At 36.0% G+C, this 16,570-nt stretch carries 14 protein-coding genes and 5 tRNA genes; 4 read left to right on the forward strand and 15 right to left on the reverse strand.

All coding sequences use genetic code 11. The features are described 5' to 3' along the window. Nucleotides 1-20: 20 nt before the first annotated feature. From SCA31_RS06280 to SCA31_RS06305, 6 genes are all read right to left on the reverse strand, one after another. On the reverse strand, nucleotides 21-455 hold the full coding sequence (locus SCA31_RS06280; RefSeq protein WP_410696093.1) for a very short patch repair endonuclease: 435 nt from the start codon (nucleotides 453-455) through the stop codon (nucleotides 21-23). Between the two features lie 181 nt (nucleotides 456-636). Then, nucleotides 637-720, reverse strand: a tRNA-Leu gene (locus SCA31_RS06285). Nucleotides 721-771: 51 nt separating this feature from the next. Beyond that, a tRNA-Leu gene (locus tag SCA31_RS06290) sits at nucleotides 772-856 on the reverse strand. Nucleotides 857-988: 132 nt separating this feature from the next. Continuing rightward, nucleotides 989-1,072: transfer RNA gene (locus tag SCA31_RS06295), tRNA-Leu, on the reverse strand. A 5-nt stretch (nucleotides 1,073-1,077) separates the two neighbouring features. Further along, nucleotides 1,078-1,153 (reverse strand) — tRNA-Gly (locus SCA31_RS06300). Nucleotides 1,154-1,157: 4 nt separating this feature from the next. Continuing rightward, nucleotides 1,158-1,239: transfer RNA gene (locus SCA31_RS06305), tRNA-Leu, on the reverse strand. A 179-nt stretch (nucleotides 1,240-1,418) separates the two neighbouring features. On the opposite strand from SCA31_RS06305, the gene SCA31_RS06310 reads away from it, so the two are divergent. The 3 genes from SCA31_RS06310 to SCA31_RS06320 are packed head-to-tail and all read left to right on the forward strand — an operon-like array spanning nucleotide 1,419 to nucleotide 3,375. Next, the gene (locus tag SCA31_RS06310; RefSeq protein WP_109621728.1) at nucleotides 1,419-1,796 is read left to right on the forward strand and encodes a DUF3127 domain-containing protein; all 378 of its coding nucleotides are present in this window, start codon (nucleotides 1,419-1,421) and stop codon (nucleotides 1,794-1,796) included. A 60-nt stretch (nucleotides 1,797-1,856) separates the two neighbouring features. After that, complete coding sequence (gene aat, locus SCA31_RS06315) at nucleotides 1,857-2,510, forward strand: leucyl/phenylalanyl-tRNA--protein transferase (RefSeq protein WP_410696095.1); 654 nt, start codon at nucleotides 1,857-1,859, stop codon at nucleotides 2,508-2,510. After that, nucleotides 2,497-3,375, forward strand: a complete 879-nt coding sequence (locus SCA31_RS06320) for a DMT family transporter (protein ID WP_410696097.1) — start codon at nucleotides 2,497-2,499, stop codon at nucleotides 3,373-3,375. Before aat ends, SCA31_RS06320 begins: the two co-directional genes overlap by 14 nt. A gap of 72 nt (nucleotides 3,376-3,447) precedes the next feature. On the opposite strand, the gene SCA31_RS06325 is transcribed toward SCA31_RS06320, so the two are convergent. From SCA31_RS06325 to SCA31_RS06360, 8 genes are all read right to left on the reverse strand, one after another. Continuing rightward, on the reverse strand, nucleotides 3,448-4,830 hold the full coding sequence (locus SCA31_RS06325; protein ID WP_410696099.1) for a tetratricopeptide repeat protein: 1,383 nt from the start codon (nucleotides 4,828-4,830) through the stop codon (nucleotides 3,448-3,450). Between the two features lie 207 nt (nucleotides 4,831-5,037). Beyond that, on the reverse strand, nucleotides 5,038-6,009 hold the full coding sequence (locus tag SCA31_RS06330) for a quinone oxidoreductase family protein (protein WP_410696101.1): 972 nt from the start codon (nucleotides 6,007-6,009) through the stop codon (nucleotides 5,038-5,040). 149 nt (nucleotides 6,010-6,158) lie between these two features. Continuing rightward, a complete protein-coding gene (locus SCA31_RS06335; protein WP_410696103.1) occupies nucleotides 6,159-6,740 on the reverse strand; it encodes a Crp/Fnr family transcriptional regulator in 582 nt (193 codons plus the stop codon). Nucleotides 6,741-6,791: 51 nt separating this feature from the next. Further along, nucleotides 6,792-8,174, reverse strand: a complete 1,383-nt coding sequence (gene glmM, locus SCA31_RS06340; protein ID WP_410696105.1) for a phosphoglucosamine mutase — start codon at nucleotides 8,172-8,174, stop codon at nucleotides 6,792-6,794. Between the two features lie 69 nt (nucleotides 8,175-8,243). Beyond that, entirely contained in the window at nucleotides 8,244-9,257 is a 1,014-nt protein-coding gene (locus SCA31_RS06345; RefSeq protein ID WP_410696107.1) for a DUF4421 family protein, read from the reverse strand. A gap of 218 nt (nucleotides 9,258-9,475) precedes the next feature. Further along, nucleotides 9,476-11,509, reverse strand: a complete 2,034-nt coding sequence (gene feoB, locus SCA31_RS06350) for a ferrous iron transport protein B (protein WP_410696109.1) — start codon at nucleotides 11,507-11,509, stop codon at nucleotides 9,476-9,478. After that, complete coding sequence (locus SCA31_RS06355; protein WP_076352849.1) at nucleotides 11,509-11,763, reverse strand: ferrous iron transport protein A; 255 nt, start codon at nucleotides 11,761-11,763, stop codon at nucleotides 11,509-11,511. The genes feoB and SCA31_RS06355 overlap by 1 nt, the downstream gene beginning before the upstream one ends. Before the next feature lie 133 nt (nucleotides 11,764-11,896). Next, nucleotides 11,897-12,805 (reverse strand): GLPGLI family protein, encoded by a 909-nt coding sequence (locus SCA31_RS06360; protein WP_410696110.1) that lies wholly within the window; start codon nucleotides 12,803-12,805, stop codon nucleotides 11,897-11,899. A 159-nt stretch (nucleotides 12,806-12,964) separates the two neighbouring features. Between SCA31_RS06360 and SCA31_RS06365 the strand changes: the two genes are divergently transcribed. Beyond that, nucleotides 12,965-13,462: a DinB family protein gene (locus SCA31_RS06365; RefSeq protein ID WP_410696112.1), complete on the forward strand. Its 498-nt coding sequence runs from the start codon at nucleotides 12,965-12,967 to the stop codon at nucleotides 13,460-13,462. Between the two features lie 54 nt (nucleotides 13,463-13,516). Here the strand turns inward: SCA31_RS06365 and SCA31_RS06370 are convergent, their stop codons facing one another. Beyond that, a complete protein-coding gene (locus tag SCA31_RS06370; RefSeq protein ID WP_410696113.1) occupies nucleotides 13,517-16,228 on the reverse strand; it encodes a hypothetical protein in 2,712 nt (903 codons plus the stop codon). Nucleotides 16,229-16,570 lie beyond the last annotated feature (342 nt).

The raw sequence follows: 16,570 nt of genomic DNA on the forward strand, positions 1-16,570 counted from the left end.
TAGAAAACAAGCTAAACTTACTAGTGAAAAATATCTGAGGAATTCACAATCTCACAGTATAGATTTTCGAGACTTTGCATTCTACAATTACTTCTGAGCGAACATTCCCAAACCACGATGGTTTTGATTTTCTGAGATAAGAGAATCATTTCATTTCTGTAATCTCTATCTTTTGTTTTCTGAATCTTTTTACTCCACCAGGTCCTATTTGTCTTCGGCAAGATAAATAAGCTGCAGTTCTCATGACCATGCCAAAAGCAACCTCTTATTTCTACCACAATATCATACTTTGCCAAGTAAATATCAGGCTTCCCTGCTAATTTATTTGGATGTAAACTATATCGTAACCCTTTTGAATGTAGAAATCTTCGCACTAAAAGCTCAGGCTTTGTATCCCTCCCCTTAATCATACTCATGATATAGCTTCTTGAGTTACGTTCGTTTGGATTTGCCATGACCTAAATTATTTTAGTATTGTGTTACAATAAAATTACTACAATTCTATAAATCAATATATACTGGGAATTATTTTCTGAAAAATAGGAAAGAAACAATATTTCTACTCTACTTAAAAGATAAAAAAAGTAAATGGTTTAAAAACAAAAAACCCTCCGTAATAAATACAGAGGGTTTTAGTACCCCGGGCGGGACTTGAACCCGCACGTTCTTACGAACACAGGATTTTAAGTCCTGCGTGTCTACCAGTTCCACCACCAGGGCATGGTGTGGGGCAAAAAAAATAGGATCTGAAGCAAATCCTACTTTTTCGCATGGTGCGGATGAAGGGACTCGAACCCCCACGCCTCACGGCACCAGATCCTAAGTCTGGCGTGGCTACCAATTACACCACATCCGCTGGTTATATTGATCTGCTTTCACAGATACAATCTATAATTCCTACAAATATAAGAATATTTTTTAATTTAAAGAACTCTATACTCTCTATAAAAACAAAAAACCCTCCGTAACGAAAATACAGAGGGCTTTGTACCCCGGGCGGGACTTGAACCCGCACGTTCTTACGAACACAGGATTTTAAGTCCTGCGTGTCTACCAGTTCCACCACCAGGGCAGGTGTGGAGCGAAAAACGGGATTCGAACCCGCGACCCCAACCTTGGCAAGGTTGTGCTCTACCAGCTGAGCTATTTTCGCATAGTGCGGATGAAGGGACTCGAACCCCCACGCCTCACGGCACCAGATCCTAAGTCTGGCATGGCTACCAATTACACCACATCCGCTGGTTTTTTTATATTGTAAGTTTTAAAGAGCTTGCTTCGTTTTTGTGAGTGCAAATATAGGACAATTTCCTTTACCTCCAAACTTTTTCAGAAAAAAAATTAAAATTTCTACATTTTTCTCCCATGGCACCTATTATTACATTTCATTTTCTTACTTTTACAGCGTTAATAATTACAATATGGAATTACAAGGAACGGTAAAGAAACTTTCTGAAACTCAAACATTTGCAAGCGGGTTTCAAAAAAGAGAATTGGTTATTTTAACTCAGGAACAGTATCCACAGCCGATAAACATAGAATTTTTGTCTGATAAGATCAGTTTGTTAGACAACATTAAGGAAGGTGAGAATGTAAAGATAGGAATCAATATCAGAGGAAGAGAATGGGTTTCTCCACAAGGTGAAACGAAGTACTTCAATTCTATCACAGGATGGAAAGTAGAGAAAGTTTTTGATAATGGATCTGAACCTACTCAGGCAATGCCTCAGCAGTCAGCTTCTCCTGTTTCTAATGAGAATCCGTTTGCCGGAGATGATGACGACGACTTACCTTTTTAATTAAAGAATAAAGATCAAATATAAATCCTACTTTATTAAGTGGGATTTTTTTGCTAAAAAATGGTCCGACTAGACGAAAACGAGATTTCATTTCCTGATCCTGAACTGTATGACGGGCATGATGGGCTTATTGCTTTTGGAGGTGATTTGTCTGTAGAACGTATATGGTTTGCTTATCAATTGGGAATTTTTCCCTGGTATAATCCAGGAGAGGAAATTCTATGGTGGAGTCCAGACCCTAGATTTATTTTGATTCCTGAAGAAATTAGGGTTTCAAAATCGATGAGAAAGATTATGAAGAGGAATATCTTCACTTTTTCTGAGAACCAAAATTTCAGGGAAGTGATTAAAAATTGTCAGCAATCTCATCGAAAAGGACAGTCGGGAACATGGCTTTCTGATGAATTGATGAATTCTTTCATTAAACTTCATGAATATGGCCTGGCAAAAAGTGTTGAAGTGTGGCAGGATGGAGAATTGGTTGGTGGATTTTATGGTCTGCAAATCGGAAATGTATTCTGCGGAGAAAGTATGTTTGCAAAGGTAAGCAATGCATCAAAGGCAGGATTTATTCATTTTGTAGAAAACAATAAAGATCAGATTGAATTAATTGACTGTCAGTCTCATACCGAACATTTAGAAAGCTTGGGAGCTAAAATGATTCCTAAAAAAGAGTTTTTAAAAATCCTACACGAAAACAATGAACGCAGATAAAGAAAAATGGCTTCTTCTGGTTATCCTTAGTATTATTTGGGGATCTTCTTTTATCTTAATCAAAAAATCACTGGAACATTTTAATCCGTTTCAGGTAGGATCATTAAGGGTTCTTATTGCTGGTATCATCTTACTTCCTATCGCCATTGCCAATTATAAACTTTTTCCGAAAAAACATCTAAAATGGCTTATTTTAGCTGCCTTTACAGGGAATTTTATCCCAATGTTCTTGTTTCCTATTGCGGAAACGGAGATAAGCAGCAGTATTGCGGGGATCGTTAATTCTATGATGCCTATTTTTGTGATTATCGTTGGTGCATTGGTTTGGAAGTTTGAAACTACAAAGAAACAAATTGTAGGAACATTAATAAGTTTCACAGGGGTATGTATACTTGCCTTTGGGGGCGGTGACAGTGGAGAACTTAAGATAATACCCATCCTACTTCTTTTATTGGCCACTTTATGCTATGCCATGAGTACCACAACGGTAAAGTCAAAGCTTATGGAAGTGTCTTCCACCGTTTTATCTGCATTTGTATTTTCCTTTGTTTTGTTTTTTCCATCCATCATCGCCCTGACCAGTACGGGGTTCTTTTCTGAATTCAGCTTTTCAAGGGATAATCTGATTGGATTAATGTTTGTCAGCTTATTATCCATATTTGGAACAGGACTGGCCATGATGATGAACTATCGCTTATTAAAAGTTTCCACACCGCTTTTTGCATCAACCGTCACTTTGGTTATGCCGATCGTAGCTATTATCTGGGGAATTATTGATGGTGAAAAGCTCACCTATATACAATTTATAGGCGCTGGTGTTATCATTGCCGGACTAATATTTTTAAGGACAAATCAAAAAAAGTAAAATTATATTTGACCTAATTCTTCAATAAAAAAACCTGCATTTCAGCAGGTTTTTTATTATTTTAGATTAGATCTAGTTCTTTTTCTTCACTTTGGTTGTCTTAACCTTTTTCACTTCATCCTTGATGAAAGGATATTTTTTCTGCATATCTTTAACCAGAGATGGGTCAAGATCCAAGGCTTTCTGAAGAGATTCTACTCCTTTATCCTGTAGCTTTAGATTAAAGAAACAGTTGCTTAGCTGATAAAACAACTCTGCTCTGTGATGACTTTTTACAGCTGCATTCAAAACCGTTACGGCTTCTTCATATTCGCCTACAAGCATCAAAACTTCAGAATAGGCATACCAGTTGTAAAACCTTGATGGCTCCGCATCTACCAACTTCTTAAGACAGGAAAGACTTTCTTCAAATTTTCCTGAATCAATGAATAAAAATGCCAGTCTTTTTTGATAATCAAGGTTGTTTTCATTCAATTGGGTTGCTTCCTTGGCAAAATGCAATGCCTCTGTCATTCCGCCCATTTCTTCATACAGGTATGACTGTTCCATCATCGCAAGATAAAACTGAGGGTCTTCTCTTAACGATTTCTGGAAAGCATTCAAAGCCAAAATAGGCTGCTTTAATGCTTTATTACATAATCCGATCTTATAAAAGGTAAATGCCTTGGTATATTCAAGCTCAAGCATTTCCTCATACGTTTCAATTGCTTTTTGGTATTGTCCCAGAGCTTCATAACAAGCTGCTTTATTGGCATAAACTCCAACAGAACTTGAATTAATGGCTATTAAATAGTCATATCCTTTTATTGATTCTTCGTAGTTCTTTCTATTGAAATAAAATTGCCCATACTCAAACCATGCAATCTCGGAATAAGGGAAATCATCTAAATATTCATTAAGAAAGGCAATAGCCTCCTCACTCTTGTTCAGGTCACTGAAGCACACCATACAATTTTCAAGGGCATATTCATCGGAAGGATCTTCCTTCAATGCTTTTCTATAGTGCTTAAGAGCGTTAAAGGGATCTCCAAGATTCACATATTCATCCGCAATAAAGTTGTGAAGAAAATTTTCTTCTTCTTCTAGGGTCAAGGCTTTCTTGCAGATTTCAATGGATTTTCTGGGATTTCCCAGGTTCGAATAATACTTGGCGTAGCATACCAAAAAGTCTGTATTTTCCATGGAGGAACCTTTCAGCTCATTGATAAGATCTTTAGCGGTATTATACTCTTCCCACTCCAAAAGAATCTCAAGTTTTTTAATCTTGATATCCAATGAATTAGGGTGAAGCTTCAGTCCATAATTAACAGCCATATCAGCGTAATTAAAATCACCAAGCTCCAAATAATAAACAATGATATCTTCTAACTCTTCTGTATCGAAGTAGAATTCGTCATTGTTTTCCATCATTTCCTCGAACTTTTTTACAAGTTCATTTCCAAAATACTCTTCCAATAGTGTCCTCTTTGTCGGCCCGATGCCTGAAGTTGCTTACAGACCCCGGCAAACGTTTAATTAATAATACATCTGAAACTGATATTCAAATATTTATGCAAAGTTGCGATTTTTTTTTGAATTAACCATTTCATAAATTTCTATTATAAAAATAGTAAAAAAAGAAAACCAATAAAAGGATTGTGGATAAAAAAATGGAAATTGGGGTTAAATTCTTATTACAAGCCTTTTTCCGGTTTGTATCTCGCCATTCCACACCGTTTCGATATTTTTAATATCAGCCTCTTCTGTTTCTATTTTAATCTTTCCATCTACGGCCGCCTGAAACATTTCCGGTATGATTTCTGAAAATAAAAGAGCATATTCTTCTTGGGTCCAGCTTCCCAGCCCAGATCCTGAAATCTGAATATCTGTTCCTCTAAGGATTTGTGAAGATAATTGAATGGTATCTCCACTCATTTCTCCTATCGTAACCAGCTTCATCTTATGAGAGAATGTTCCGTCCCCTTTAAATGCTGATAAAATCATCTCCACAGAATGTCCCCAGATATAGTCCAGCACAACGTCTATGGGTGTTTTACGGTGAATCTCCCTTATCTTTTCTTTAAAATCCTCATCATTCAACTGCAGGGATACAACCTCATCAGCACCCAACTCACGAAGTACCTGCAGGGATTCTTGATTTCTCCCGGTGACAATAATTTTTTTAGCGCCATACAGTTTTGCAATCTGCACAGCTATTCTACCGGTGATTCCTGTTGCGCCATTAACCAATACAACATCCCCGGGTTGCATTCTTACCTTGAACCTTAGAGCCATTGCGGATCCCATGACAGCATTTGGCAATGCTGCAGCTATGGAAAAGTCTAAATCTTCAGGGATTTCAACCATCATTTTCCTATCTGCAACCACTTTCTCTGCAACGGTTCCTTTTTTACTAAAAAAATAAACCTTTGAGCCATTTTCCAAATACCCAGCTCCATCAGACCCTACAATTGTTGGTTGATGTACATTATTTTCAGTAGAATAATGCTTTCCACTGGCTCTGGCTTTATCAAGGTTTTTGATGGATGCTACCTTTACAGATACCAAAGCTTCATTCTCCTGTATTACTTTGGGTTCCGGAAAGTCTGCATATTGAGGGGCTTGTCCTTTTTCAAATACGACTGCTGCTTTCATTATCTTAAATTTTATGCAAAATTATCTCCGGAAAGACCTGTAGTGCAATAACATTTGTTATCAGTTTTAAAAGCAGAACGAACATATAGGAATGCTGGAGGTTATTATCCTCATTCAATAGAAATAGTAAATTCTTTGTGTGTTTTATGTTACAAAAGTTTTTCTTTCAAAATTTTACTTTTTATCCTGCTGAGATGAACCGTTGTAACGCCCAGATAGGAAGCAATATAATGCTGAGGAACTCTTTTAATGATCTCTGGTTTTGCTTTACCGAGATTGAGGTATGGTTGCTGGGGAGTATCCTTGATGAATGAAAAGAAATGCTTCATATAGTCGAATATTCTTTCGAAAAGAGCATCCATAAATAGAGTTCTGAGCTCTGGATTATCATAACCTTCCTCCAGAAAGGCTTCAACCTCTGGCTTTTTGATTTTATACAGAATGCAGGGTTCTATTGTTTCAAAGGAAACCATACTGGGAAGACCTTTTTTAAAGCTTTCCAAAGAAGAGAACATGGTGTTTTCCAGAAAGAATTGAAATGTCACATCCTTACCATCATTATTATACCAGGCTCTTATGATTCCTTTCTCGATATAAAAGGCATTATATGAGACTTCTCCCTCCTGTAATAGCAAGGTTTTGGCAGGAACCTCCATTCTTTCAAAACTGCTTAAAAACTTTCTCCATTTTTCCTTTGGGAAAGGGAATTTATTCTTGATGTGCTCAAACATTTTGGTATAAAAAAAGAACGGAGCTTTGTGGGTTCCGTTCTTATGATTTATTTAAATTAAACTTTTAATCTTGGCAATGATATCATCTCCTAATTTATCAGCTTCTTCTTGGGATTTAGCTTCTGTATAAATTCTGATGATTGGCTCCGTATTGGATTTTCTAAGATGAACCCAATTGTTTTCAAAGTCTATTTTAACACCATCTACAGTAGAAACTTCTTCATTCTGGTACTCCTTTTCCATTTTGCTTAAAATAGCATCTACATCAATTTCCGGTGTCAATTCTATTTTCTTTTTACCCATGAAATAGCTTGGATATCCTGCTCTTAGCTCGGAAACCGTTTTATTTTCCTTTGCCAGATGGGTTAAGAATAAGGCTACTCCTACTAAAGAGTCTCTTCCATAATGTAATTCAGGATAAATAATACCTCCATTGCCTTCACCTCCAATTACTGCATTTTTCTCTTTCATTAAGGTAACTACATTTACTTCGCCTACAGCACTTGCAAAGTATTCTGAGTTATGTGCCTGTGCTACATCTCTCAAGGCGCGGCTTGAAGAAAGGTTAGAGATTGCCACTCCATTTTTATGTTTTAGCAAGTAATCTGCAACAGCAACCAATGTATATTCTTCGCCGAACATTTCTCCCTTTTCATCAATTAGGGCTAATCTGTCTACATCCGGATCTACAACTACTCCAAGGTCTGCATTTTCTTTTTTAACCAATTCACAAATGTCTCCCAAATGTTCTTTTAAAGGCTCTGGATTGTGTGGAAAGTGACCTGTTGGTTCACAGTACAATTTAATGGTCTCACAGCCTAGTTTGTCTAATAGCATTGGAATTGCAATTCCTCCCGTAGAGTTGACAGCATCCAGTACCACTTTGAAGTTTTTTGCTTTAATGGCTTCCACATCTACCATCGGCAAATCAAGAATCTGCTGAATGTGGATATCAAAGGCATCTTCTCTTGTTTCATACTTTCCAAGATCATCTACCTCAGCATAATTGAAATCTTCGCTTTCTGCAAGAGCAAGAACATCAGCACCATTTTCACCACTGATAAACTCTCCTTTTTCGTTTAAAAGCTTAAGGGCGTTCCATTGCTTTGGGTTGTGAGACGCCGTAAGGATAATTCCTCCATCAGCATTCAACTCAGGTACCATTACTTCAACGGTAGGCGTTGTAGAGAGACCTAAATCTACCACATTGATCCCTAATCCCTGTAATGTTGCAGTAACTAAGGAAGAAACCATCTGGCCAGAAATTCTGGCATCTCTTCCGATGATAAGGGTAAGATCTTTTTTATTTTTATTATTCTGAAGCCAGGTTCCAAATGCGGATGCAAATTTTACCACATCGAGTGGTGTAAGGTTATCATTAACTCTTCCGCCAATGGTTCCGCGAATTCCTGAAATAGATTTTATTAACGACATTAGGTTTTTATTTCTTATTGTTAGTATTATAACTTATCCAAAACAAAGATACTTAAAAAGATTTTCAACTTATAAAACAGGAATCTTTTTTTGAATTTTATCATAGGTATTCTTCACCACTCTTGGAGGGGCAAAACGATAGCCAATATACAGCAAACCATACACATTATTATTTTGTACGGCCTGATTTTTCGTCTGATTATAGGCGTAGGTATTGAAGTTCATTTTTCCCCCAAATAAAAACCGGTCTGTATTGTATCCCACATGAAGACCGCCCTCCATTCTTAAGGTTAAATAGTGTGCATTCTCTCTTGAGCCATCCTCCAGAACATTTCGATAGGTTGAAAATTTCCCACCAAGTCCAAGGGCAAGATAGGGTGAGATATTTACATTTTTACCGATTACCCAATTGTAGAAATATCCAATATTCCCTCCAATTTTATATTGTGTCTCTTTAACTTTTTTGTCATCTACCTTATTTCTGAGAACAGTAAGATCATAATCTAGAAACGGAACCCAGCTGCCACTGCTTTTACTCTGCCATTCACCCTGGGTATAGATACTTTTTGCTGAAAAATTTTTATTAAGAATATAGGAGGTAGAGCCTCCAAAGCTCTGTACTCTTAAGTCTGGAAACTGCATATAAGGATCACCCTCTTTCCAACCGGGAAAGAGATCCTGCATGTTTTCAATATAAAATCCTTTAACATTTTTGTAGTAAAGAGTCTGAATAAATCTTTTGGGAAATAATCTGAAACTGAAGTCTGTATAGGAGCTGTTTCCCTTCAATTCATTTTCCTTGTTATCTGAAAAAAACTTAGGCGCAAACGATACGGTTGCACTTATAATTTTATAGTCAACAGATAAGGAAACTTTTGTTTTATTGTTAATCGTAAATATCTGCTGATTTTCTTTTCCGTCCTCTCCTTCTGAGAAAATAAAGCTTTCAATATTGGTATCCAGATTGGCGCGGACCATTACCTGATCTGCGTAGGACTTGATATTAGTAGTATCCTTTTGTGCATTTACCTGAATGGCAAATAAAAAAAATAATAAAACAAGTGCTATTCCCGGAACGTTCAAACTGGATATTTTAAATTAAAAAAATGAAATTACTACATTTTTTTCAATTATCCGCTCAATTGAATGTTAAGAACAACCGCAGTCTTTATCACAATTTGTTCTTTTGGAGCTAAATTTCTTTGGAGCAAAGTTCTTTTTAAGCACCTTGAATAGGGAGAAACAAGCAAAAGCTACAATTAATGCAATAAGTACATACTGAAAAATTAATGAAGAATCCATTACTTTAAAATTTGATATGCTATCATCGACACAAAATATGCCAAACCTGTCATCATAGCCACCTGAAAGCCTGTCCATTTCCAGCTTTTGGTTTCTCTATAGACTACTGCCAGTGTAGAAATACACTGCATTGCAAATGCGTAGAATAGAAGAACTGAGATACCTGTTGCAAAACTGAAGACTTTCTCTCCGTTTGGTTTCACATCTCGTCTCATTTTATCAATCACTTTTACTTCAGGAGCATCATCTTCAAGGCTATAAAGCGTTGACATTGTTCCTACAAATACCTCTCTTGCTACAAAACTTGTAAGAATCCCCACTCCCATTTTCCAGTCGTATCCCAATGGAGCAATTAACGGCTCTATTCCTTTACCCATTTTAGCAAGGTAAGAATGATCCAATTCAACATTCGCGGCTACCATTTCATTTGGATTTTGTTTTGGTCCGAAATAGCTTAAAAACCAGATAATAATACTTACAATGAAGATAATTTTACCCGCACCGGTAATGAAATCCCATACTTTACCCAGTACCATTTTAAAGTCATAGCCAAAAAGCGGTTTTTTATAGGCCGGAAGATCCATTACCAAATAGGTTTTTCCTTTGTCCTTAATAAATCCTTTAAGAATCGCCGCGGAAAGTAATGCCACTAAAAAGCCTAGCAAATACATTCCCATCAATACGAGCGCCTTATATTTGATCCCCAGGAAAGATCCTTCTGAGATGATTAATCCAATAATGATACTGTACACCGGAAGTCTCGCTGAGCAGGTCATAAATGGTGTTACCAATATCGTTAGTAATCTTTCTTTAACATTTTCAATATTCCTTGTTGAAATAACTGCTGGAATTGCACAAGCTGTTCCTGAAACAAGAGGCACTATACTTTTCCCATTAAGTCCGAATGGGCGAAGAAGTCTATCCATAAGGAAAACCACCCTTGCCATGTATCCTGAATCCTCCAATAAGTATAGGAAATATAATAAAATTCCGATTTGTGGTGCGAATACAACAATCCCTCCGATCCCCGGAACAATTCCGTTGGAAATCAATGAATTGACAGGTCCTTCCGGAAGGTGTTCATTGGTAAAAGCGGCCAACCATGAGAAAGTTTCTTCAATCCAGTTCATTGGATATTCGGCAAGGAAGAAAACACTTTGGAAAATTACCAATAGGATGGCTAAGAAAACAACGTAACCCCAGAACTTATGAACCAAAACCCTATCCAGTTTTTCCGTTAATAACTCTTTGAACTGAGGTTTTTTGGAAATTACGTTCTCTAATATCTTATCAACATTTTGGTATCTCCTAACCGTTTCCTGAACCTGCAGTCTTTTAGGAACCAGACTTTTAGCATCAGATTCATTAATCTGTTCCATTACAGATCCTATCTTTCCAAGGTCCGTTCCTAATGAAAGGCTCATCCATGCTTTATATTCATTATCCAACCCTTTATGAGAAGCCAGTTTCTGGATGAAATCTCTGTGTTCTGCCGGTGTTTCAAAAGAAAGTTGATCTGTCTGCACAAATTCATTGTTATAAACAGCATCTCTTACTTCATTGATCCCGATTTGTTCTTTGGCATTGGTTTGAATGATCGTAATCCCTAATGCTTCGGAAAACTTTTGAATATCTATGGTAATTCCTCTTCGTTCTGCCTGATCTATCTGGTTCACAATCAAAATCATTGGAATTCCAAGATCCTGAATCTGCTGAAATAAAAGAAGACCTCTTTTTAGGCTTAATGCTTCAAGAATATAAACAACCCCTGCATAGTTTTTCTGTTCGTCAATAAGGTATTTTGAAAAAATAGCCTCATCTTCTGAACTTGGATACACACTATAAGAACCCGGAAGGTCAATAACCTCAACGTCCTCATTTTTATAGGTGTAATTTCCCGAATGGCTTGCAACGGTAACACCTGCATAGTTCCCGGTTTTCTGCTTTTTGTTACAAAGTGCATTAAAAACCGTCGACTTCCCTACATTAGGATTCCCAACTAAAAGTATTTGTTTTTTCTTGTTTGCCTGCATTAATTCAATTCTTCAACAATGATATAATCTCCTTCTTCCTCACGAAGAGCAATCCGGCTTTTCTCTGCTCCAAATTCTACATACATTGGCCCATTGAATGGAGCCTGGTACAAAATCCTGAATACAGTCTCCGGAAGGAGACCCATTTCAATGATTTTATTGGGCATTTTCAGATGGTCATTATCATATCCCAATATCTTTCCCATTTTGTTTTTAGGAAATCCACTTAATTTATGTAATTCGTTCTCTTTCAAAGCCTAAATTTTTGTCTTGCAAATATACGCTATTTAAATTTAATCTAAATAACGATTGTCCATAAAAGAAATCAACCCAAATACATTACTGTATCTGGGTTGACTTAAAATATAATTTAGTTGATATGAATGCTTATTTTTTCTTTTTGTCTGAAGCAGGCTGCTCTTTTTCGATAGGATTATCGTTGGCATTATAAAACTCCTTGTATTGTTTTTCCTGTTTCTTCATCATGTCTCCCAGTGTTCCGTCCATTCCGGGAATTGTTTTAGACATCATGTCCTGTGTCATCATTGGACGTACAGAAGCAAATGGGTCTTTTTTGAAATCATTGAATGTCTTTTCAAATTTTTCTTTTGATAATTCATTTACTTTTCCTCCGGATGCATGCATCAAGTTCTCAATGTAAGAAAACTCTGTATAATCTTTTACTTTCTTATTTCCCTGTAATACCCAAGAATAATTTTTATCCGCGTCTTCAATCTTTACAATTAATCCCGGAAGTCCATAAAATTTATACGGTCCGTCCTGAAAAGGAATATCTGTAGTAAACCATGCGGTCCACTTTCTTCCCCCAAAATCAGTAGTTGCCTTTTGAGCATTGTAGTCTCCAATCTTTTGTTTGTCGCTAAGAATATTCCAGTTGAACTTTAGATCTTCGCTGTATCCAATATTACTTGGCGTAAAACCATTTGCAATTTTATCTACATACTGAACTTTCATACTTGGATAAACCTTATATATCCTTGCAGAAATTTTTGGCGTTTTAAGTGACTTGCTAAGGTCTTTCATCATGCCAGCTTTTTGCATGGCCTCTATTTCAATTTTCATGATAGAATCCTGCGCTATTACAGTATAATCCTGATAAACTGATCTGTTTTTATCTGTAATGTCCAGGATCGTAATTACCTTATCCAGTTTTGCAGAATCTTTTTTAGGTTTAAAAGTCAGTTCATAAAAGAATCGGTTAGCCGTTTCTTTAGTATCCTGAGCACCAGCAAAAGCAAAAAGAGTGATAAGAAATACTGAAAATAACTTTTCCATTTTTCAAGTTTTATTAATTAGTAATGGATTATGAAGTTTTGTTACAGTTTTTTCCAATTTTCTTTTACGAGTTACAACAGAATATTAAAAATTATGATTCCGTTAAAACATTTTCAGAATTAAAAGTTTTAACTTTAAACTTCTCAAAAACAAAATATTATGGACACTTTATCGCAATTTAAAAATGAGTTGGAGGCGGAATATCACACCACCAGAAAATTTTTTGAAACTTATCCTGACGAAAAAAATGAGTATGCTCCTCATGAAAAAAGCATGAAACTAATGCCCCTTGCCACCCATATTGCTGAAATCTTCGAATGGCCCAATACGATGCTCAAAACTTCTGATCTGGATTTTGGAAGTGGTGACTATCAGCCCAAGAGGCTTTCTAACAAAGAAGATCTTTTACAGGCTCTTGACCAAAATTTCAAATCAGGTAAGGAAGCTCTTGAAAATGCCAATGAAAATGACCTTAATGGAACCTGGGCACTGAAAAACAATGGACAGGAACTGGCAAAATGGACAAAATACGAATCGATTCGCCATGCGTTGAATCAAATTACTCATCACAGAGCGCAGCTAGGCGTTTATTACAGGCTAAATGACATTCCTTTGCCGGGAAGTTATGGACCGTCTGCCGACTATCAAGGCTTTTAATACATTACTATATCTCAATGAAAAAACCAATCCTCAGGGATTGGTTTTTTATTTTTATTTAAAATTGAATTTTACGCTAAACATAACCTGACTAGGACGAAGCTGCATTGTTGTTTGGGTAACCGTGGCGTCTCCTACATTGATTCTTTCAAATACTTTTCTGTTGGCAATATTCATCCATTTTAATTCAAAATCAACTTTTTTCTTAGTCCAACTGAACTGATAGGATACATCAAAAAAGCCATTATTTAATTTTGTGTCTCCTAATTTTGAATTGATCTGATCCCAGTAAAACCCTATTGTATGACTCTCCAATGGATAGAAGAATACATTTAAATTATGTGTGTAGCCTTCTGTTTTTCCTAGATTATTCTGAATAATTCCGTTAGATTGCTTGTTCCATGATTTTGTCATGTTGAAATCTACACTCATCCATGAGAAATAGGTATTGTTGAATTTAAATCCTAAAGAGTTTGCATCATTTTTAGTATTCAGATCCTGTTCATTTCTTCTGGATTCAGATTTTGAATTGGTATTACTAAATGATAAAGAAGCGTTCGTTTTAAAGTTTGGAAAATATTTTCCAATTTCTGCATAATAACTATTGCTTGTTCTTTTATTCTCGCGTTCAATATATTCAATAACACTAAAACCTAATTCGTTTACTGCACTGGATGCCAGTAAATTATTCTTAGCATCACTTAATCTATACCCCACATTAAAGAAAAGATTATTAAGTGGATTTCTGTATTCCAGCCTTACTCCTGCATTTTTTGTAGTCGTTTGTGGGATTGGGTTTTTAGGATTCATAACATTAAATCCTCCCGGACTTGTCAGAATATATCCAGCATAAGCCGTCTGTATATCTCCAAAATTATTATTGATACCTCCGCTCACACTTGCTTTAAAGAAAGAAGCAAAAGAATATTGAGCAAAAATATTGGGGGTAAAGGTTATTTTACTTAAAGATTTTGAAACGTTTCTGAACTCATCCTCTGCTTTTATATTATTAAAATTTACAGGAAAGCTGGAAAATAAGCTCCACGCTTCTGATTTATAATTAATTCCAACAGAAGCCGATGGATTAACTCTTGTAAATTTTAAATCATTTTCATAGGCCGGAGTACTGAAATCAGGTTTGCTATCCTCTGTGATTCCATCAAAATTGGTGGTTAGCTTATCTGTAGAAAAATCAATTCCAACTTGTGGGGTAAAGGTCCATCCTTTTGTAGAAAAACTGATGTTTGCTGAATGTGACGTATCTAAACTTTTAATTCTAAAGCTTTGTAAAGCAGTAGTTCCCGGAGTAAACTTTATGGTTGTAAATTCATCTGTAACTTTCTCTCTATAAGGAAACTGTAAATAATTGGCAGGAGAAATTTCCAATACCTGCTTATCGTTTTGGTAACTTATGTAGGATTTGAAATTCACCATTTTTTCTTTCCAGGGAATAATTGTACTCAAAGAGTTCTGAAATGATGTAGTAGGTGATTCCAACGCTTCATTTCCAAATCTATAACCCATTTTATCATTTCTTTCCGCAACTGCCCGGTCTGCATTCCAGAACTGAGAAAATGTAGTCGTGTTTTTAAAGAATCCTTTTTTAGCATTTTTAGTAAAAATCAATTCTCCCTTTAATTTATCCGTATAAAAGTTATTCAGGAATCTGGTATTATATTGTGTTCCTTGTTGAATATCTGTCGTTGTACTGTTCGATTCTCTTTCTACTGCGTTATTTGTATAGTTGGCATTGGCTTTTAGTTCCCATTCTTTTTTCTTGTCAATATTGGTAAGGTAATTGGCTGAAAGGTAATGTACATTATTCAGCAAATATCTTTTTACCGGAAGATTGGGGGCTTCAGCATTTTCTACACTTAGCCAGTTATTTTGAGAAACATTTGATCTTTTCCCTTCCCATGCGCTTCCAAAAGCAAGGATATTGCCTTCATTTTCCACCTGCTCACCCATGTTATTGGTTTTATAGTTGACAACCCATTGGCTTTTTTGCCCGAAAAACATGGGTGTCAATTTTACATTCCAAAGCCATGGATCTCCAAAACCGGTTCCTACCTCTCCTCTACCGGTCATGGTCACGGAGTTTTTAAGCTTTATGTTGATTGCCGCCTGATCTGAAGGCACTTTATCCTGAAGAATTTTTACCGGTTGGTGGTTTTCCAGTACTTCTACTTTTTGTACGGCATCTTTTGGAAGAGAATTGTTGATGGTACCATATCCGCCCTCCATAAGATCTTTTCCGTTCACATAGAATTTGTTGATGGCATTTCCTTGGTAAAGAATAGTTCCATCGGTATTGACTTCAATTCCCGGAATTTTTTTCATTACATCTGCCAGGGTTCTGTCGTTTTTACTGTTGAATGCCTTTAGATCATAAGAGATGGTGTCTCCTCTTGCTGTAATCATTTTGGTTTTCAACTGTACTTCCTTTATTTCTGTAGCCTCAGACTGCATTTTAAAATTCAGAACCTGATCATTATTTCCGATCTGTTTTGTAAGAGGTTTTTGATTAAATGCCTTTACCTTAAGGTCCACATTAGATTCTACAGAGGTAAAAATCACCTTGTATTCTCCTTTAGCATTGGTAATCCCATAAGCAAGAATGGCATCTTTACCGGGTTCTTCAATGGTCACACTGGCACTTGGTATAGCTACCCCATCATCATCAGTAATTTTTCCTGAGACCGTTTTCTGCGCAAATGTAAGCACAGTAAAAAAAAGCATCAGAAATAGGGAAATATTTTTTTTCATATTTACTATTTGATTAATTAGTTAATCATTGTGGTTTTTCGTTACACTTTTTTAAAGATGTATTTTATCTTCAAAAGTTAAATCATATCACTAAAAACATCGTTATAATTTTGTTTGACGAAGGATGAGGAAAGAATTTTTAACCTTAGATTTGAAAGATAGATTGAGGGAGTAAAGGGTGCTGTTTTTTTGCTTAAAATCACCATTTATTGAATAATAAAAATCATAAACAACACATTATCAGCATTTAAATTAATTATAAAAAATAGAGGTTTTTATTTTCAAATTAAAAATATCCTGTGGGTTTAGAATATTTAAAAATTAGAATATAAATACTTCAAC

The sequence above is a fragment of the Chryseobacterium sp. SIMBA_028 genome (assembly GCF_046535285.1).
Lineage (GTDB): Bacteria > Bacteroidota > Bacteroidia > Flavobacteriales > Weeksellaceae > Chryseobacterium.